This window comes from Cohnella rhizosphaerae, assembly GCF_029525575.1.
Classification (GTDB): domain Bacteria; phylum Bacillota; class Bacilli; order Paenibacillales; family Paenibacillaceae; genus Cohnella; species Cohnella rhizosphaerae.
In genome coordinates this window covers 23104-40561 of the sequence record NZ_JAPDIA010000005.1, presented here as the reverse complement: position 1 = coordinate 40561, position 17458 = coordinate 23104, and the positions used below count along the sequence as shown (strand labels likewise).

General features: G+C 58.9%; 20 protein-coding genes and 2 pseudogenes. All 22 read left to right on the top strand.

Annotated features, from left to right (window positions below; genetic code table 11):
- The first annotated feature begins 30 nt into the window (after nt 1–30).
- The 22 genes and pseudogenes from OMP40_RS17425 (at nt 31) to OMP40_RS17320 (ending at nt 17447) form a co-directional block, all read left to right on the top strand.
- Entirely contained in the window at nt 31–4017 is a 3987-nt protein-coding gene (locus OMP40_RS17425) for a DUF5722 domain-containing protein (RefSeq protein ID WP_277533336.1), read from the top strand.
- Between the two features lie 671 nt (nt 4018–4688).
- Nucleotides 4689–5297 carry an S-layer homology domain-containing protein gene (locus OMP40_RS41885; RefSeq protein WP_420871989.1) on the top strand — a complete coding sequence of 203 codons (609 nt, stop codon included), beginning with the start codon at nt 4689–4691 and terminating at the stop codon, nt 5295–5297.
- Nucleotides 5298–5599: 302 nt separating this feature from the next.
- The gene (locus tag OMP40_RS17415; protein WP_090117922.1) at nt 5600–5854 is read left to right on the top strand and encodes a L7Ae/L30e/S12e/Gadd45 family ribosomal protein; all 255 of its coding nucleotides are present in this window, start codon (nt 5600–5602) and stop codon (nt 5852–5854) included.
- 153 nt (nt 5855–6007) lie between these two features.
- Nucleotides 6008–6428, top strand: a pseudogene (rpsL, locus tag OMP40_RS17410) (30S ribosomal protein S12).
- 58 nt (nt 6429–6486) lie between these two features.
- Nucleotides 6487–6957: a 30S ribosomal protein S7 gene (rpsG, locus tag OMP40_RS17405; protein ID WP_090117920.1), complete on the top strand. Its 471-nt coding sequence runs from the start codon at nt 6487–6489 to the stop codon at nt 6955–6957.
- A gap of 36 nt (nt 6958–6993) precedes the next feature.
- On the top strand, nt 6994–9069 hold the full coding sequence (fusA, locus tag OMP40_RS17400) for an elongation factor G (RefSeq protein ID WP_277533332.1): 2076 nt from the start codon (nt 6994–6996) through the stop codon (nt 9067–9069).
- Nucleotides 9070–9162: 93 nt separating this feature from the next.
- Nucleotides 9163–10353 carry an elongation factor Tu gene (gene tuf, locus OMP40_RS17395; protein WP_090117918.1) on the top strand — a complete coding sequence of 397 codons (1191 nt, stop codon included), beginning with the start codon at nt 9163–9165 and terminating at the stop codon, nt 10351–10353.
- Nucleotides 10354–10724: 371 nt separating this feature from the next.
- Nucleotides 10725–11018, top strand: a complete 294-nt coding sequence (gene rpsJ, locus OMP40_RS17390; RefSeq protein ID WP_277533412.1) for a 30S ribosomal protein S10 — start codon at nt 10725–10727, stop codon at nt 11016–11018.
- Between the two features lie 56 nt (nt 11019–11074).
- Nucleotides 11075–11695, top strand: coding sequence for a 50S ribosomal protein L3 (rplC, locus tag OMP40_RS17385; protein ID WP_090117916.1), 621 nt, complete (start codon nt 11075–11077; stop codon nt 11693–11695).
- A 30-nt stretch (nt 11696–11725) separates the two neighbouring features.
- Nucleotides 11726–12349, top strand: a complete 624-nt coding sequence (gene rplD / locus OMP40_RS17380) for a 50S ribosomal protein L4 (protein ID WP_277533329.1) — start codon at nt 11726–11728, stop codon at nt 12347–12349.
- The gene (gene rplW, locus OMP40_RS17375; protein ID WP_090117914.1) at nt 12349–12642 is read left to right on the top strand and encodes a 50S ribosomal protein L23; all 294 of its coding nucleotides are present in this window, start codon (nt 12349–12351) and stop codon (nt 12640–12642) included. Before rplD ends, rplW begins: the two co-directional genes overlap by 1 nt.
- Nucleotides 12643–12681: 39 nt before the next feature.
- Nucleotides 12682–13500, top strand: a pseudogene (gene rplB / locus OMP40_RS17370) (50S ribosomal protein L2); the annotation flags it as partial.
- Between the two features lie 37 nt (nt 13501–13537).
- On the top strand, nt 13538–13819 hold the full coding sequence (rpsS, locus tag OMP40_RS17365) for a 30S ribosomal protein S19 (RefSeq protein WP_271754045.1): 282 nt from the start codon (nt 13538–13540) through the stop codon (nt 13817–13819).
- 52 nt (nt 13820–13871) lie between these two features.
- Nucleotides 13872–14210 (top strand): 50S ribosomal protein L22, encoded by a 339-nt coding sequence (gene rplV / locus OMP40_RS17360; RefSeq protein WP_090117911.1) that lies wholly within the window; start codon nt 13872–13874, stop codon nt 14208–14210.
- Nucleotides 14211–14223: 13 nt separating this feature from the next.
- On the top strand, nt 14224–14892 hold the full coding sequence (gene rpsC / locus OMP40_RS17355; protein ID WP_277533325.1) for a 30S ribosomal protein S3: 669 nt from the start codon (nt 14224–14226) through the stop codon (nt 14890–14892).
- A gap of 2 nt (nt 14893–14894) precedes the next feature.
- Complete coding sequence (gene rplP / locus OMP40_RS17350; protein ID WP_090117909.1) at nt 14895–15332, top strand: 50S ribosomal protein L16; 438 nt, start codon at nt 14895–14897, stop codon at nt 15330–15332.
- A complete protein-coding gene (rpmC, locus tag OMP40_RS17345) occupies nt 15319–15519 on the top strand; it encodes a 50S ribosomal protein L29 (protein ID WP_090117908.1) in 201 nt (66 codons plus the stop codon). The genes rplP and rpmC overlap by 14 nt, the downstream gene beginning before the upstream one ends.
- Before the next feature lie 44 nt (nt 15520–15563).
- A complete protein-coding gene (rpsQ, locus tag OMP40_RS17340) occupies nt 15564–15827 on the top strand; it encodes a 30S ribosomal protein S17 (protein WP_090117907.1) in 264 nt (87 codons plus the stop codon).
- 36 nt (nt 15828–15863) lie between these two features.
- The gene (gene rplN / locus OMP40_RS17335; RefSeq protein ID WP_090117906.1) at nt 15864–16232 is read left to right on the top strand and encodes a 50S ribosomal protein L14; all 369 of its coding nucleotides are present in this window, start codon (nt 15864–15866) and stop codon (nt 16230–16232) included.
- A 42-nt stretch (nt 16233–16274) separates the two neighbouring features.
- Nucleotides 16275–16628 (top strand): 50S ribosomal protein L24, encoded by a 354-nt coding sequence (rplX, locus tag OMP40_RS17330; RefSeq protein ID WP_090117905.1) that lies wholly within the window; start codon nt 16275–16277, stop codon nt 16626–16628.
- Nucleotides 16629–16663: 35 nt separating this feature from the next.
- Nucleotides 16664–17206 carry a 50S ribosomal protein L5 gene (gene rplE, locus OMP40_RS17325; protein ID WP_090117904.1) on the top strand — a complete coding sequence of 181 codons (543 nt, stop codon included), beginning with the start codon at nt 16664–16666 and terminating at the stop codon, nt 17204–17206.
- Nucleotides 17207–17261: 55 nt separating this feature from the next.
- On the top strand, nt 17262–17447 hold the full coding sequence (locus OMP40_RS17320; RefSeq protein WP_090117903.1) for a type Z 30S ribosomal protein S14: 186 nt from the start codon (nt 17262–17264) through the stop codon (nt 17445–17447).
- Nucleotides 17448–17458: the final 11 nt, after the last annotated feature.

Genomic DNA, 17458 nt, shown 5'->3' with positions numbered 1-17458 from the left:
GCGCCGTTCGAGGGCGCGGGGGCGCTCGAGGTGACGCCCCTAAAGGTCAAGGCTTACGAATGGCGCACGATCTCGCGCGCTTTCGACGCGCCGCTCGACCTGTCGGACGCGAACTTCATCGCCGCCGCCGTCGACATCTGGGGCTGGAAGCAGGACGACTTCTTCGTGAAGCTGACGCTGCATAGCGGAGACGATACGTTCGAGGCGATATCCGGGATCGCGGCCAACAAGTGGAACGTCGTCTACTTCGACGTCCGCGAATGGGACGGCAGAGCCGGCATCGACGGGATGTCGATCTCTTATATGAAGAATTACGATCTGGAAGGCATGTCTTCGGGGGATCCCGGCTACGAATATTGGGACGGCAGGCTGCAGATCGATTCGCTCGCCGCGACGGCGGCCGCCGATCTGGACTTTCATATCCCGGGCTCGGACGAAGGCTTCGTCGCCGCGTCGGGCACGGCCGTTCAGTCGGCCGCGTCGGGCTCCCTGATCTATACGGTGACGGATCCGGCGGAATCGTACCTTGAGTCGCCCGGCCTGTCCCTGGACGCAGCGAAGCGCAATGCCGTCCTGCTGCGGATGGCCGGCGACACAGGCGCATCTAGCCTTAAGGTCGCCTGGACGACGCGCGAGGATCCGAATTGGGACGAGGCGAAGTCGCAGTCGTTCCCGGCCTCGGACGCGGCTATGTTCGCGGATTACGAATTGGTGATGACGAGCCCGCTATGGAAAGGCATCGTCGATCGCATCCGCATTTATCCGGAGGGAGCGGCGGCCGGCACGACGCTGGACATCGACAAGATCGGCTTTGCGCTCCGCAACGTGGACGATTACGCGTATCAAGGCAAGCTCGAGCGTCTGACCGTCGCCGGCGATCCGGCGGTTGCGGCAGCGGAGGGAAGCGTGGACGCCGCTTATCTGACCGCCCATCCGGGCGCGACGGTCGGGATCTACGCGCTGCCTCTGTACGAAGACGAGAAAGAGGCGGACTTCGCGTCCATGACTCCGCTTGCGGAGAGCGCTGCGGGACCGACCTTCAGCCTTTCGTTCCCGGCGGTCGAGGGCGCCAAAAACCGGGCGTACGACAAGTTCGTCGCCGTGCTGGCGGACGGCGGCGAATTCGCGCTGGCGGACGGGCCGAAGTACGTGACCAATCCCGAGGCGCTGGCCGCGAACCGGGAGCCTTATCCGGTCACCGACAGCATCAAGGGGCTGCAGGTGCAATTGCCGGCGGACGCCGAGCGACTGGGCGTGCGGCACGGCGCGATCAATATCGCCTACAACGAGATGCTGACGCTCACCGACCACGGAGCCTCCTCGATTCCTTTTACGTACGAGGGCCAAACTTATTATTTCCGAAAATCCGCGGTAGACGGCCTCGACAGCCAGATCAAATCGATGACGGACAATCAAATGGCCGTGACCGCGATTCTGATCCTGTACCGGACGGGGATGACGGACCCCGACTCGCCCAACAAGGACATCGTGCATCCCGACGCCACGGCGGAAGGAACCGTGTTCGCGCCGAATCTGACGAACGAGACAGGCGTCCGGTACTACGCGGCGATCACCCGCTTCCTCGCCGAGCGCTATTCGCGCGCGGACCGGGCCTACGGCAGGCTGGCGGGCTATATCGTCGGCAACGAGGTGGGGCAAAATAAGGTGTGGAACAACATGGGGCCGAAGCTGCTGGGCGAATACGTGAAGCAGTACGAGCGCCAGCTCCGGCTGACCTACAACATCGTGCGCAGCGTGAACGCGAGCGGGAGGGTGTACATCTCGCTCGACCATTTCTGGAACGATTACCAGTCGCCGGACTCGCAGTGGATCTACAGCAACAGGGCGCTCGTGGACGCGCTGGCCAAGCTGGCCCGCGAAGGCGGGGACTATGCGTGGAACGTCGCCTTCCATCCGTATCCGGAGGACCTGTTCGATCCGAAAACGTGGGAGGACACGACGGCGACCGACAGCTTCGACACGCAGCGGATCACCTTCAAAAACCTTCAGGTGCTGACGCAATACCTGCAGCTGGCTTCGATGACGTACGAGGGCGCCCAGCGCCACGTCATCCTGTCCGAGCAAGGCTTCCACAGCGGCGGCAATACGCCCGAGGAGCAGCGCATTCAGGCTGCGGCGTATGCCTACGCCTATTACAAGGTGAAGTCGCTGACGGGAATCGACGCCTTCATCCTGCACAGGCACGTGGATCATGCCGGCGAAGGCGGGCTCAATCTCGGCTTGTGGACCAACATGAAAGGACAGATCGCGGAGGCGGACCAGCCGAAGGCGATCTACGACGTATTCAAGCGGATCGACACCGTCCAGTCGCTGGAGGCGACGGCGTTCGCCAAGGCGATCGTCGGCGTCGCCGATTGGGCGGAGGCCATCCCCGGCTTCGATCCGTCGAAGCTGGAGATGAAACCGGCCCAGGAGACGGCGAGGATGGGAACGGCTTCAGATGTACAAGGCGAAGTGCCGCTCAGCGACTTCGAGGCCGACGCGGACGGCTGGAAGGGCACGGACAATGTGTCTGGCGCAGAGCGGGACACGACGGATCATGCTTCGGGCGCGGCCAGTCTGAAGGCTCGCGTCGTGGGGACGTACCGCGGCGATTTCAAGGGCGTGACCCGAAGCTTCGCGTCTCCGCTCGACCTGTCGGCGACGCCGGTCATACGGGCGTCGGTCAAGGCAAGCGGCATCGGGACCGGCGCCAAGGCCGAGTTCATGATCCGCGCCTACAGCGGCGCTCGCGTGATCGAAGGCTCGGCCGTCGGGTCTGCCGAGTCCTGGAACGACGTGGCCATCGATCTGACCGGCTGGGAGGGACTCGGCGGCGTCGATCGCATCAAAATATGGGCGCGGCCGAACGAAAAGGTCGCCTGGACGAACGGCGCGCTGCAGGTGGACGACGTCTCCCTGGCCGCTTCTGCGGCGATCTCGAACGTGTCCGTCTCGCTGGATCCGCTACCGCGGCCGGGGCAGGCACAGGCAGGCGACAAGCTGACGATCGCGTTGCATAACGGGGGCAACCGCGTCTTCGCGGGCGAGGTCGGCCTGAAGGGGATGGGCGGCGTCGCGCTCGACCGGAGCGTCGCGCAGGTGTCCGTGCAGCCCGGCGCAGACGAGCGGATCGAAGCGATCATAGCCGGCATCGTGCCCGTCGCGGGGCAGAAGGGCAAACTGGAGGTGACGGCGGACGGGCAGACGTTCGCGTTCGACCTGACCGAAGCGTATGTGCCGGACTACAAGCAGGACGGCGCCCGCCTCGTGTTCGGCGACTTCGAGGGCGGCGTGCAGGACGGATGGATCGCAGGTTCCGAGACGTCGGCGGTCGGCGCGGTGAAAAGGGGCTCCTCGAACGGCACGCCGGGCGCGGCGAAGCAAGGAAGCTATATGCTGGAGGCGGCGAAAACCGCCAAAATCGCGACGACCGAGAGCAAGGTGTCTAAGACGTTTCAATCACCGGTCGATCTGAGCGCATACGGCAAGGTCGAGTTCGACATCTTCGGCTGGGGCGGCACCTCGTCGGCGTATATCGCCGGCATCAAGCTGACGTCGGAGAGCGGCGAGACGTTAACCGTCGAACGGCAGATCGCGAGCGACAGCTGGACGACCGTGTCCGCGGACATCTCCGCGTTCGCGGGCCGCGATCGCGTGAAGCGCCTGGAGATCTCTTATCGGGGCAAAGATACGGCGCATTATTCGGGACCGTGGGGCGGGTATTTCTTTATCGATCATATTCGCACCGACGCCGCGGCGCCCGTGGCGACCGGCATCTCGGCAGCGAGGACGGCGGAGACGATGACGCTCGGTCAGGGCGGGGTGCAGCTGGCCGTCCGGGCGGCGATGTCGGACGGGAGCGAACGGGACGTGACGGCTTGCGTCGGCGGGCGCCAGGTACGAAGGCTACGACAGTTCGATTTTGTCCGTGAGCCCGGACGGATGGATGGAAGCGAAGGCTGCGGGGACGACAGTCGTCAAGGCGGTATACGGCGCGTTCGAGACATCCGTTAACGTAACGGTCGTCGGCTCCGTCGATCCGGAGAATCCAAGCGGTCCCGACCTTCCGTCGACAACTGAGCAGCCATCGATACAGCAGGTGGCCGTGCCGGGCGGCATCGCTACGGCGATGCTCGACCGCGCCGCGAAGGAGCTGGACATAACGTTGGATTCGGCAGCGCTGGCCAAGGCGCTGGATGCCGCTTCGGAGAGCGCGGGAGGCAATCGAACGGTTCTGATCGAGCTGCCGGAGACGTCGGGCGTCGATTCTTATAAACTGAAGCTGCCGGCCGGCTTTTTCGCCGCAGGCGACGGAGACCGCCGGGTGTCCGTGAAAACCGCGCTCGGAACGGTAACGATCCCTTCCGACATGCTGCAGCGGGATCGGGCGGACGAGGGCGCTGGCGGCGAGATCGCGATTCGGGTGTCCCCGGGCGATCGGTCGCGGCTCGATCCGTCGGCTGCTGAGGCAGTTGGCGACAGACCGTTGATCGACCTCGTCCTGTTTCGGAACGGCGTTTCCGAAGAATGGCGCAACCCGCAAGCCAAGATTACGGTAGCGATTCCTTATGCGCCTTCGGAGGAGGAGCTTCGGACGCCGGGTGCCATCATCGCTTATTACGTGGATGCCCAAGGGCGAATGATGCCGATTCCTAACGGCCGATACGACAGCGCGAGCGGCGCCGTTGTCTTCGCGACGGACCATTTCTCGCGGTTCGGGGTTGCTTTCTCGAAAAAAGAGCTTCGCCGATTTGGAGCGCCATGCATGGGCGCGCGACAGCATCGAAGCGCTCGCGTCAAAAGGGATCGTCGGCGGCGTAGGCGGCCAGGCCTTCGAACCGGGCCGCGGCGTCACGCGAGCCGAATTCGCCGTTATGCTGGTCGAGGCCTTGGGGCTTGCGGGCGATACGCCGTCGAGCTTCACCGACGTGAAGCCGGGGGATTACTTCTACCGGGCTGCCGGCGCTCTGCGGCAGAACGGCATATCGAATGGCGCGGGAGACGGCCGCTTCCTGCCGAACGCGGTCATATCCCGGCAGGAGATGATGACGATGGCGGCGCGGGCGCTCCGGTCGCAAGGCATGCTGGAAGCGCCGGAAGCCGGATCTCCGCCTGAGTTTGAGGATTTCGGCCAGATTTCCGCTTACGCCCGCGAAGGAATAGCGAGACTCGCGGCCGCCGGGCTGATTCAAGGCAATGAAGGAAGAATTCGCCCCGTCGAACACGCGACGAGGGCTGAAGCGGCAGTCTTTCTATACCGAATATATCTTTATGCGGGCGAGGCAGCAGAATAGATTAGCGAAGCCGAAAGCGCTCGCTTCATCGAAATAAACGCCAAGACAGCTGCGTGGCCCTTCCCCGGCGCGCAGCTGTCGTCTTTGTCTGTACGATCGGGAATCTTTTCGTCCCTGCCACACAGCGATTGAAACCATTAAAGATGCCGCGAAACGGATTGCAACCCGTAGACGTTCTGAGCGCTCGGACGCGATGAAATTGGCGTTAAAGGCTTCCTTGACACTGCCTAACCAAGGTGTTAAGATAGCCTATGTGTGTGCCCGACGTGGTGGATTTTGATCGTTTCGTAGGAGTTGTTTCGATGGACTTGATGGCTCATCATCTTGCGAACAACGTCAAAGTCGGCACCAAGCAGACGACCAAGATGGTAGAACAAGGCAAGGCCATCGGCGTCTATGTCGCGCAAGATGCAGATTCGCGCCTGATCGGCCGCATCGCGCAGCTGTGCCAGCAGCGTGGCGTTCCCTTAACCGAGGTGAGCACCATGCGAGAGCTCGGCAGACAGTGCGGTATCGATGTCGGCACGGCGATGGCCGTGGTAGTAGAGAGAGCATGAACCGGGACCTTACCGCGCTTCTCGTTTGGGGAGTTCAGCGGGCGGACCCTTTCGTTTTTCTCAAAATGAACCGCCTGGATCTGTGGGCTTCGCGCCGCGGGAACCGGTAGCCGTTAGTTTTATGCAAGGCAATCATGGGAAGGGGGTGGCAACATGCCAACAATTAACCAGCTCGTTCGCAAAGGTCGCGAGCCTAAGGTGGTCAAGTCCAAGTCTCCTGCACTGCAAAAGGGATTCAACGCCCTGAAGCGCATCGAGACCGACCTGAGCGCTCCTCAAAAGCGCGGCGTATGCACGCGCGTAGGCACGATGACGCCGAAAAAAACCGAACTCCGCACTTCGTAAGTACGCGCGTGTACGTCTGACGAACCGCGTAGAAGTCACGGCTTACATTCCGGGTATCGGTCACAACCTGCAAGAGCACAGCGTCGTATTGATTCGCGGCGGCCGGGTCAAGGACCTTCCGGGCGTACGTTATCACATCGTTCGCGGCGCGCTCGATACCGCAGGCGTCAACAACCGCAAGCAAGCTCGTTCCAAGTACGGCACGAAGCGCGCTAAGGTGAAGAAGTAAGATTAATTTTGCCGGAACATTTCGGCTTTATCATTGATATGGGAAAGGAGGAACTCAAGTGCCACGTAAAGGACCAGTACCGAAGCGGGACGTGCTCCCGGATCCGGTCTACAACAGCAAGCTCGTCACTCGCCTCGTCAACCGCATCATGATCGACGGCAAGAAGGGCGTAGCCCAGCAGCTGCTTTACAATGCGTTCACGCTGATTCAAGAGCGCTCCGGCAAGGATCCGATGGAAGTTTTCGAAGCTGCCATCAAGAACATCATGCCAGTGCTCGAAGTCAAGGCTCGCCGCGTAGGCGGCGCCAACTACCAAGTTCCGATCGAAGTCAAGCCGGAGCGCCGCACGTCCCTTGGACTGCGCTGGCTCGTCAACTACTCCCGCAACCGCGGCGAGAAGACGATGGAAGAACGTTTGGCTGCCGAGATTCTCGACGCTTCGAACAACACCGGCGCTGCCGTCAAGAAGCGCGAAGACACGCACAAGATGGCTGAAGCCAACAAAGCGTACGCCCACTACCGCTGGTAATCCCGCGGACACTAGGGAACGAAAGGAGACAAATGCATGGCTAGGGAGTTCTCCTTGCAAAATACGCGCAACATCGGCATCATGGCGCATATCGATGCGGGCAAGACGACCACGACCGAGCGGATTCTGTTCTATACCGGCCGTGTCCACAAGATCGGCGAAGTGCACGAAGGCGCCGCTACGATGGACTGGATGGAGCAAGAGCAAGAGCGCGGCATCACGATCACGTCTGCTGCGACGACCGCTCAATGGAAGGGTCACCGCATCAATATTATCGACACACCGGGACACGTTGACTTTACGGTTGAGGTCGAGCGCTCGCTGCGCGTATTGGACGGGGCTGTAGGCGTATTTAGCGCCAAAGAAGGCGTAGAACCTCAGTCCGAGACGGTATGGCGTCAAGCCGACCGTTACGGCGTTCCGCGCATCGCGTACGTGAACAAGATGGACATCATCGGCGCAGACTTCCTGAACGTCGTATCCGATATGCGTTCGCGTCTGCAAGCCAACGCTGTCGCCATCCAGCTTCCGATCGGCGCCGAGAACGGCTTCGTCGGCATGGTCGACCTGATCGAACGGGTCGCTTATGTTTACGAGGACGATCTGGGCAAGGATCCGAAGACGGTCGAGATCCCGGCCGACCTGGCGGATCAAGCCGAAGAACTTCGTCTTGAGCTCGTCGAGAAGGTCGCCGAGCTTGACGACGATCTGATGGCGAAGTATCTTGAAGGGGAAGAACTGTCGGTCGCAGAGATCAAGGCAGCGCTTCGCAAGGGCGTCGTGGAAGTTCGTATCTTCCCGGTCGTCTGCGGCTCTTCTTACCGCAACAAAGGCGTTCAGCCGATGCTGGACGCAGTCGTCGACTTCCTCCCGGCTCCGATCGACGTCCCTGCAATCAAAGGCACGACCGAAGACGGCGAAGAGACGGTTCGTCATTCTTCCGACACCGAGCCGTTCTCGGCGCTGGCGTTCAAGATCATGACCGACCCGTTCGTCGGCAAGCTGACGTTCTTCCGCGTTTACTCCGGCGTCCTGAACTCCGGTTCGTACGTCGTCAACGCGACGAAGAACAAGCGCGAGCGTATCGGACGCATTCTGCAGATGCACGCGAACAGCCGTCAAGAAATCAGCATCGTCTACTCCGGCGATATCGCCGCTGCGGTCGGACTGAAGGACACGACGACCGGCGACACGCTGTGCGACGAGAAGAATCCGGTTATCCTCGAATCGATGAACTTCCCGGAGCCGGTTATCCAGCTTGCGGTTGAGCCCAAGACGAAGGCCGACCAAGACAAGATGGGTATCGCGCTGCAGAAGCTCGCCGAAGAAGACCCGACTTTCCGCGCGCACACGGACGAAGAGACTGGCCAGACGATCATCGCCGGCATGGGCGAGCTTCACCTGGAGATTCTCGTCGACCGCATGCTTCGCGAGTTCAAAGTCGAGACGAACGTGGGCAAGCCGCAAGTCGCTTACCGCGAGACGTTCAAGCAAGCTGCGAAGGTCGAAGGCAAGTTCGTTCGTCAATCCGGCGGCCGCGGCCAATACGGCCACTGCTGGGTCGAGTTCGAACCGCTCGAAGCCGGTTCCGGCTTCGTGTTCGAGAACAAGGTTGTCGGCGGCGTAGTTCCGCGCGAGTACATCGCGCCGGTACAAGCCGGTATCGAAGAGTCGATGAAGAACGGCGTATTGGCCGGCTTCCCGCTCGTCGATATCAAAGCGACGATCTTCGACGGATCGTACCACGACGTCGACTCGAACGAAATGGCGTTCAAGATCGCCGGTTCGATGGCGCTTAAGGCTGCCAAGGACAAGTGTAACCCCGTCCTGCTCGAGCCGATCATGAAGGTCGAAGTAACCGTTCCGGAAGAGTACATGGGCGATGTCATGGGCATGCTCAGCTCCCGCCGCGGACGCATCGAAGGCAGCGACACCCGTCACGGTGCGCTCATCGTTCGCGCCAAGGTGCCGCTGGCTGAGATGTTCGGCTACTCCACCGTTCTTCGTTCCGGTACGCAGGGCCGTGGCGTATTCTCCATGGAACTGTCGCACTACGAAGAAGTACCGCGTTCCATCTCCGAAGAGATCATCTCCAAGAGCAAGGGCGCATAAGTTTTCGGGCATTCGGACGAGCCGCGAGGCGTGAAGCCTCCGGCGTTGTCCTCCCTATAAAATGGCTTTACTAACAAGGAGGAGAAAAGATCCATGGCAAAGGCTAAATTTGAACGTAACAAACCGCACGTTAACATCGGTACGATCGGCCACGTCGACCACGGCAAAACGACGCTGACGGCTGCCATCACGACGGTTCTGTCCAAGAAGTACGGCGGCGCAGCCGTTGCGTTCGACCAAATCGACAAGGCTCCAGAAGAGCGCGAGCGCGGTATCACGATCTCCACGGCTCACGTTGAATACGAAACGCCTAACCGTCACTATGCTCACGTTGACTGCCCTGGACACGCCGACTATGTCAAGAACATGATCACCGGCGCTGCTCAAATGGACGGCGCGATCCTGGTTGTATCCGCTGCTGACGGCCCTATGCCGCAAACGCGCGAGCACATCCTGCTCTCCAAGCAAGTCGGCGTTCCTTACATCGTCGTATTCCTGAACAAGTGCGACATGGTTGAAGACGAAGAGCTCCTCGAGCTGGTTGAAATGGAAGTTCGCGACCTGCTGAACGAGTATGAGTTCCCGGGCGACGACACGCCGATCATCCGCGGCGCTGCTCGCGAAGCTCTGCAAAATCCTGACGGCCCTTGGGCTGACAAGATCGTCGAGCTGTTCGAACAAGTCGACACCTACATCCCGCAACCTGAGCGCGACACGGCTAAGCCTTTCCTTATGCCAGTCGAGGACGTGTTCACGATCACGGGCCGCGGTACGGTTGCTACCGGCCGTGTAGAACGCGGTACGATCAAAATCGGCGATGAAGTTGAAATCATCGGCCTGGTTGAAGATTCCCGCAAATCCGTCGTTACCGGCGTAGAAATGTTCCGTAAGTTGCTCGACTCCGCTCAAGCGGGCGACAACGTCGGCGCACTGCTTCGCGGCGTTGACCGTAAGGACATCGAGCGCGGTCAAGTTATCGCGAAGCCGGGTTCGGTTAAGCCGCACACGGAATTCACGGCTCAAATCTACGTCCTGACCAAAGAAGAAGGCGGCCGTCACAAGCCTTTCTTCACGGGCTACCGTCCTCAGTTCTACTTCCGTACAACTGACGTTACGGGTATCATCAACCTGCCGGAAGGCACCGAGATGGTTATGCCTGGCGACAACATCACCGTTACCGTTCAACTGATCGCTCCGATCGCCGTTGAAGAAGGCACGCGCTTCTCCATCCGCGAAGGCGGACGTACGGTTGGCGCCGGCGCTGTTGCTTCCATCCAAAAGTAATTTCAATTCCTTAAATAGACCTTATCGGGCTTAGCAGCTCGGTAAGGTCTTTTTTTGCATTCGGTGCATCCTTTATGATGCGCCATTTATATAGAAGAAACGCGACGAACGATCGCTGTAACCAGGCGCCGATCCTGCGCACAATCATGCTTCTTGAAAAATGTATAGAATTTTGTTGCATTGGCCCATGCGAATCGCTATAATAGTGAATGTTGGTCTGCGACTGTGCGATGATGTGAGAGGTTGCCGACACACCCGGCCCCTTTGCCATAGGGTGGCTGAGCGGTTAACGTCGGGGTATTCTCGCGGAGTATGTCCGATTCCAAAATTGGGCGAATGAAGGAGGGAATTTTCTATGGCAAAGCAAAAAAATCCGTATCCGTTTGAAAGCCTACGACCACCGCATTCTTGATCAATCCGCGGAGAAGATCGTAGAAACGGCAAAGCGCACGGGTGCCGGCGTATCCGGTCCGATCCCGCTGCCGACCGAAAAGCAGATCATCACGATCCTGCGCGCGGTCCACAAGTACAAGGATTCGCGTGAGCAGTTCGAAATGCGTACGCACAAGCGCCTGATCGACATCGTCAATCCGACGCCGCAAACGGTCGACGCGCTGATGCGTCTGGACCTGCCGTCCGGCGTTGACATCGAGATCAAGCTGTAATAAGCAATACCAATCCTTATCCAGATGTGAATAAGAAGTAGAAGAGAGGTGTCAACATGCCAGGAATCTTGGGACGTAAGCTCGGTATGACGCAAGTGTTCGCGGCTGACGGAAGCGTCGTGCCGGTCACCGTCATCGAAGCAACGCCAAACGTCGTGCTGCAGAAGAAAACTTCCGACAACGACGGTTATGAAGCTGTGCAGCTCGGCTTTGCCGACAAGCGCGAAAAGCTCGCAAACAAGCCGGAAACGGGCCATGCAAAGAAGGCCGGTACGGCGCCCAAGCGCTTCATCCGCGAAGTTAGCGGATCTTCGGAACTCGAAGTCGGCGCTGAAGTTAAAGTTGACGTATTTGCCGAAGGGCAATTTGTTGACGTAACGGGGATCTCCAAAGGTAAAGGTACGGCTGGCGCCATCAAGCGTTGGGGCTTCCAACGCGGCAAGATGACGCACGGTTCGAAGTACCACCGCGGTAATGGCTCGCTCGCAACGATTCGCGACGCGAACCGCGTTCCTAAGGGCAAGAAAATGCACGGCCGTCTCGGCTCCGAGACGATCACGGTTCAAAACCTCGAAGTCGTCAAGATCGACGTTGAACGCAACGTGATCCTGATCAAGGGTTCCGTGCCGGGCGCTCGCAACAGCTACCTCAAACTCCGCTCGTCGGTGAAGAAATAATCCGATTCAACAAGAAAGGAGGACTACCACATGCCTAAAGTATCTGTATACAACGTGAGCGGCAGCGCGGTCGGCGAGATCGAACTGTCGGACCTGATCTTCGGCGTCAATCCGAACGCATCGGTCATGCACAGCGCGGTCGTGCTTCAACAAGCATCCGTGCGCCAAGGCACTCACAAGACCAAAGGACGCTCCGAAGTACGCGGGGGCGGCCGCAAGCCATGGAAGCAAAAGGGTACCGGCCGCGCTCGTCAGGGCTCAATCCGTTCCCCGCAATGGAAAGGCGGCGGCGTCGTTTTTGGACCGACTCCGCGCAGCTACGGCTTCAAGCTTCCGCGCAAGGTTCGCCGTCTGGCGATCAAGTCCGCGCTGTCCAGCAAAGTCATCGCCAGCGACATCATCGTTCTGGATCAACTGAGCCTGGCAACGCCTAAGACGAAGGAATTCCAAGGCATTTTGAACAACCTCAAGGTCGGCCGCAAGGCGCTCGTCGTCACTGCCGATTATGAGAACAATGTGGCCCTGTCCGCACGCAACATTCCCGGCGTCAAGTTCGTCTCCGCCAACGGAATCAACGTGCTCGATGTACTTGTTCACGACAAGCTCATCATCACGAAGGACGCGGTCGCTAAAGTCGAGGAGGTATTCGCGTAATGAAAGACCCTCGCGATATTATCAAGCGCCCCGTCATCACGGAACGCACGAGCGAATTTATCGATCAGCTGAAGTACGTCTTCGAAGTCGATCTTCGCACGAACAAGACGGAAATCAAGCAAGCGATCGAAGCGATCTTCAAGGTGAAGGTCGTCAGCGTCAACACGATGCGCGTACCGCCGAAGCCGCGCCGCTACGGCCGCCACTCCGGCTACACTTCCGAATGGAAGAAGGCCATCGTGCAGCTGTCCGCGGACAGCAAGCCGCTCGAATTTTTCGAAGCATCGGTCTAACATCTTCGTAAAGTAAGGAGGGAAACCAAGTGCCAGTCAAAAAAGTTTAATCCGACATCGCCTAGCCGTCGCGAAATGACGATGTCGACGTTCGAGGAAGTCACCACGAACGTACCGGAGAAATCCTTGCTTGCACCGCTGTCGAAGCGCGGCGGCCGTAACCATCAAGGCAAGATTACGGTTCGTCACCAAGGCGGCGGACACAAGCGCAAGTATCGTATCATCGACTTCAAGCGCAACAAAGACGGCGTACCGGGCAAGGTCGCTCAGATCGAGTACGACCCGAACCGTACCTCTTATATCGCTCTGATCCACTACCTGGACGGCGCGAAGAGCTACATCGTCGCTCCTAAGGGACTCAAGGTCGGCGACCAGATCGTCTCCGGTCCGGAGGCCGACATCAAGGTGGGCAACGCCCTTCCGCTGGAGAACATCCCGGTCGGTACGGTTATCCACAACATCGAGCTGAAGCCGGGCAAGGGCGGACAACTCGTTCGCGCTGCAGGTACCGAAGCTCAACTGCTGGGCAAGGAAGAGACTTACGTCACGATCCGTCTGGCATCCGGCGAGATTCGCCGCATCCTGAAGCAGTGCCGCGCTACGATCGGTTCCGTGGGCAACCAAGACCACGAGCTGATCAACATCGGTAAAGCCGGCCGCTCCCGCAACCTCGGCAAACGCCCGGTTGTCCGCGGTGTCGTCATGAACCCGGTCGATCACCCGCACGGCGGTGGCGAAGGCCGCGCTCCAATCGGCCGCAAGTCTCCTCTGTCCCCATGGGGCAAGCCGACGCTCGGTTACAAGACGCGCAAGAAGAAGAAGGCCTCGAGCCAATATATCGTACGCCGCCGCAAGTAAAGGCGAGTCCATTCCGGGCTGAAGGGAGGATTTACCCATGGGTCGCAGCTTAAAGAAAGGCCCGTTCATCGACGGCTATCTGTTGAAGAAAGTCGAAGTGTTGAACGAGTCCAGCAAGAAAGTCGTCATCAAGACGTGGTCGCGTCGTTCGACGATTTTCCCGCAATTCGTAGGTCACACGTTCGCCGTCTACGATGGCCGCAAGCATGTGCCGGTATACGTATCGGAAGACATGGTCGGTCACAAGCTTGGTGAATTCGCGCCTACGCGCACGTACAAAGGCCATACCGCCGACGACAAGAAAACCGGCAAACGATAAATCCTAAGCGCCGGCCTCGTCCGGCGATCGCAATACGGGAGGAGGTACATCGATGGCACAAGAAGCCAAGGCCGTAGCGCGATACATCCGTATCCCGGCCCGCAAAGTCCGTCTGGTCGCAGATCTGATCCGCGGCAAGAAGGTAGGCGACGCAATCGCCATTCTGCGCCACACGCCGCGTTCGGCTTCCCCGATCCTGGAGAAGCTTCTGAACTCCGCAGTGGCTAACGCAGAGCACAACTATCAGCTCGACGTCAACAAGCTGGTTATCAGCGAAGCATTCGTCAACGAAGGTCCGACCCTCAAACGGTTCCAACCCCGTTCGCAGGGCCGCGCGTTCAGCATCTTCAAGCGCTCCAGCCACATCACGCTGGTCGTATCCGAGAAATAAGGAGGGATAACGTGTGGGTCAGAAAGTAAATCCGGTCGGTCTTCGCATCGGCGTCATCCGCGATTGGGAATCCAAGTGGTACGCTGAAAAGGACTTCGGCACGCTTCTTATGGAAGATGTCAAAATCCGCGAATTCCTCAAGGCCAAGCTTAAGGACGCATCGGTATCGCGCTTCGAGATCGAACGCGCTGCGAACCGCGTCAACGTAACGATTCATACTGCCAAGCCGGGCATGGTCATCGGCAAGGGCGGTTCCGAAGTAGAAGTGATCCGCGGTCAGCTGACGAAGCTGACGAACGGCAAGAAGGTGCACATCAACATCTCCGAGATCAAGACCCCGGAAATGGATGCCATCCTTGTCGCCGAGAGCATCGCGCAACAACTCGAACGCCGTATCTCTTTCCGCCGCGCCATGAAGCAATCGATGCAGCGCACGCTGCGCATGGGCGCGAAGGGTATCAAGACCCTCGTTAGCGGACGTCTGGGCGGCGCCGAAATCGCACGTACGGAAGGCTACAGCGAAGGAACGGTTCCGCTTCACACGCTGCGCGCCGACATCGACTACGGTACGGCTGAAGCGCACACGACCTACGGTCGCATCGGCGTCAAAGTCTGGATCTACCGCGGCGAAGTCCTTCCAGCCAAGAAGAAGAGAGTAGTAGCTGAGGAAGGAGGCAACTAAGCATGTTGGTCCCTAAACGCGTCAAACACCGCAAGCAGCACCGCGGGAAGATGAAGGGTCGTGCCAAGGGCGGCACGGAAGTGAGCTTCGGCGAATTCGGCTTGCAAGCACTGGAGCCTTCGTGGGTGACGAACCGCCAGATCGAATCTGCGCGTATCGCGATGACCCGTTATATCAAGCGTGGCGGTAAGGTATGGATCAAGATCTTCCCGTCCAAGCCGATTACCCAAAAGCCTCTCGAGGTGCGGATGGGTAGCGGTAAAGGTAACGTTGAAAAGTGGGTAGCCGTCGTAAAGCCGGGCAAGATTTTGTTCGAGCTGGCTGGCGTACCCGAGGAAATCGCACGCGAAGCGATGCGTCTGGCCGCGCACAAGCTGCCGATCAAGACGAAGTTCGTGAAACGCGAAGAACTGGGTGGTGAAGCAAATGAAGGCCAGTGAATTCCGTAACCTCACTTCGGTTGAAATCGAACAGAAGGTTTCCGGCTTCAAGGAAGAGCTGTTCAACCTTCGTTTCCAACTGGCTACCGGCCAACTGGACAACCCGCACCGCATCAGCGAGCTGCGGAAAGAAATTGCCCGGGCCAAAACCATTTTGCGCGAGCGTGAACTGGGCATCATCAGCTAATTGCTGATTCGATTCCTGAGACGCCTCCGGGAAGGAGTATTACCATGAGCGAACGCAACAACCGTAAGGTTCAGATCGGCAAAGTCGTCAGCGACAAGATGGACAAAACGATCGTAGTGGCTGTGGAGACTCACAAGAAGCATAGCCTGTACCATAAGCGGATCAAGTACACGAAGAAGTTCAAGGCGCACGACGAGAACAACGAAGCGCAAATCGGCGACACCGTCAAGATCATGGAGACCCGCAAGCTGTCCAAGGACAAGAACTGGCGCCTGGTCGAGATCACCGAGAAAGCCGTTATTCTGTAAGAAACGCCACCTTAGCACCGAAAGGAGGACCTCACGATGATTCAACCGTTTACGAGATTGCGCGTTGCCGACAACTCGGGCGCGAAGGAACTGATGTGCATCCGCGTGCTTGGAGGCACGGGACGTCGCGTCGGCCATATCGGCGACCTGATCGTCGCTTCCGTAAAACAAGCAACACCAGGCGGCGTTGTCAAGAAGGGCGATGTCGTTAAATGCGTTATCGTTCGCACGAAGCGTTCGGTACGCCGCAAGGACGGTTCCTACATCGCGTTCGACGAGAACGCAGCCGTCATCGTCAAGGAAGACAAGAGCCCGCGCGGTACCCGTATTTTCGGACCAGTCGCCCGCGAGCTTCGCGAACGTGATTTCATGAAAATCATTTCTCTGGCACCGGAAGTGCTCTAATCCGGCCGATGTCCATGGAGAAACACTCAAGGAGGTGTACCCATGCCCCGTTTGAAAAAAGTGCTGGAATCGCACAACAATAAGCTTCACGTCAAAAAAGACGATAACGTCATCGTCATCACCGGCAAGGACAAGGGCAAGAAAGGGCGCGTAATCGCCGCTTACCCGCGTCAAAACCGCGTACTGATCGAAGGCGTCAACCTGGTGAAGAAGCATACGCGTCCTTCCCAGACGAACCCGCAAGGCGGCATCATCGAGCAAGAAGCGCCGATTCACGTATCCAACGTCATGCACGTGGATCCGAAGAGCGGCAAGCCTACGCGTATCGGCTACAAGGTGCTGGACAACGGCACAAAAGTCCGCGTCGCGAAGAAGTCCGGCCAAGAAATCGACTAATACGATCCCCGAAAGAAAGGAGGTCACTGTGACACATGGCAGCAAGAATGAAAGAACGTTACAACGCTGAAATCGCGCCTGCGCTGGTGCAGAAGTTCAGCTACAAATCGGTCATGCAAGTGCCGAAGATCGAGAAGGTCGTCATCAACATGGGCGTCGGCGAAGCGGTCTCGAACTCCAAGGTTCTGGACGCGGCTGTCGAAGATCTGCAAAAGATCGCCGGTCAAAAGCCGGTCATCACCCGTGCGAAGAAGTCCATCGCAGGCTTCCGCCTCCGTGAAAACGCGCCGATCGGCGTTAAGGTCACGCTGCGCGGCGACCGCATGTACTACTTCCTCGACAAGCTGTTCAACATCTCGCTTCCTCGCGTACGTGACTTCCGCGGCATCTCGAGCAAATCGTTCGACGGTCGCGGCAACTACACGCTCGGCTTGAAGGAGCAACTGATCTTCCCCGAGATCGAATACGACAAGATCGATAAGGTCCGCGGGATGGACATCGTCATCGTCACGACGGCGAATACGGACGAAGAAGCGCGCGAACTGCTGACCCAACTGGGCGCACCGTTCGTGAAGTAACTCCGCCGAGCCTGGCCGGAAGGCCAAGGTACCCTACGGGAGGTGTGAAAGCAAAGTGGCAAAAACGTCGATGAAAATCAAGCAGCAGCGTCCGCCGAAGTTCCAAGTTCGGGCTTACACGCGGTGCGAGCGCTGCGGACGTCCGCACTCCGTGCTGCAAAAGTTTAAAATTTGCCGGATTTGTTTCCGCGAGTTGGCATACAAAGGCCAGATTCCTGGCGTTAAAAAAGCGAGCTGGTAATCAGCCTAGTT

Bases quoted from the DNA above. Each gene is read 5' to 3' on its own strand.
- rplD (WP_277533329.1), top strand. From the start codon at position 11,726: ATGCCTAAAGTATCTGTATACAACGTGAGCGGCAGCGCGGTCGGCGAG.
- rplP (WP_090117909.1), top strand. From the start codon at position 14,895: ATGTTGGTCCCTAAACGCGTCAAACACCGCAAGCAGCACCGCGGGAAG.
- rpsS (WP_271754045.1), top strand. From the start codon at position 13,538: ATGGGTCGCAGCTTAAAGAAAGGCCCGTTCATCGACGGCTATCTGTTG.
- rplV (WP_090117911.1), top strand. From the start codon at position 13,872: ATGGCACAAGAAGCCAAGGCCGTAGCGCGATACATCCGTATCCCGGCC.
- rplE (WP_090117904.1), top strand. From the start codon at position 16,664: ATGGCAGCAAGAATGAAAGAACGTTACAACGCTGAAATCGCGCCTGCG.
- tuf (WP_090117918.1), top strand. From the start codon at position 9,163: ATGGCAAAGGCTAAATTTGAACGTAACAAACCGCACGTTAACATCGGT.
- rplW (WP_090117914.1), top strand. From the start codon at position 12,349: ATGAAAGACCCTCGCGATATTATCAAGCGCCCCGTCATCACGGAACGC.
- OMP40_RS17415 (WP_090117922.1), top strand. From the start codon at position 5,600: ATGGACTTGATGGCTCATCATCTTGCGAACAACGTCAAAGTCGGCACC.
- fusA (WP_277533332.1), top strand. From the start codon at position 6,994: ATGGCTAGGGAGTTCTCCTTGCAAAATACGCGCAACATCGGCATCATG.
- rpsQ (WP_090117907.1), top strand. From the start codon at position 15,564: ATGAGCGAACGCAACAACCGTAAGGTTCAGATCGGCAAAGTCGTCAGC.
- rplX (WP_090117905.1), top strand. From the start codon at position 16,275: ATGCCCCGTTTGAAAAAAGTGCTGGAATCGCACAACAATAAGCTTCAC.
- rplC (WP_090117916.1), top strand. From the start codon at position 11,075: ATGCCAGGAATCTTGGGACGTAAGCTCGGTATGACGCAAGTGTTCGCG.
- rplN (WP_090117906.1), top strand. From the start codon at position 15,864: ATGATTCAACCGTTTACGAGATTGCGCGTTGCCGACAACTCGGGCGCG.
- rpmC (WP_090117908.1), top strand. From the start codon at position 15,319: ATGAAGGCCAGTGAATTCCGTAACCTCACTTCGGTTGAAATCGAACAG.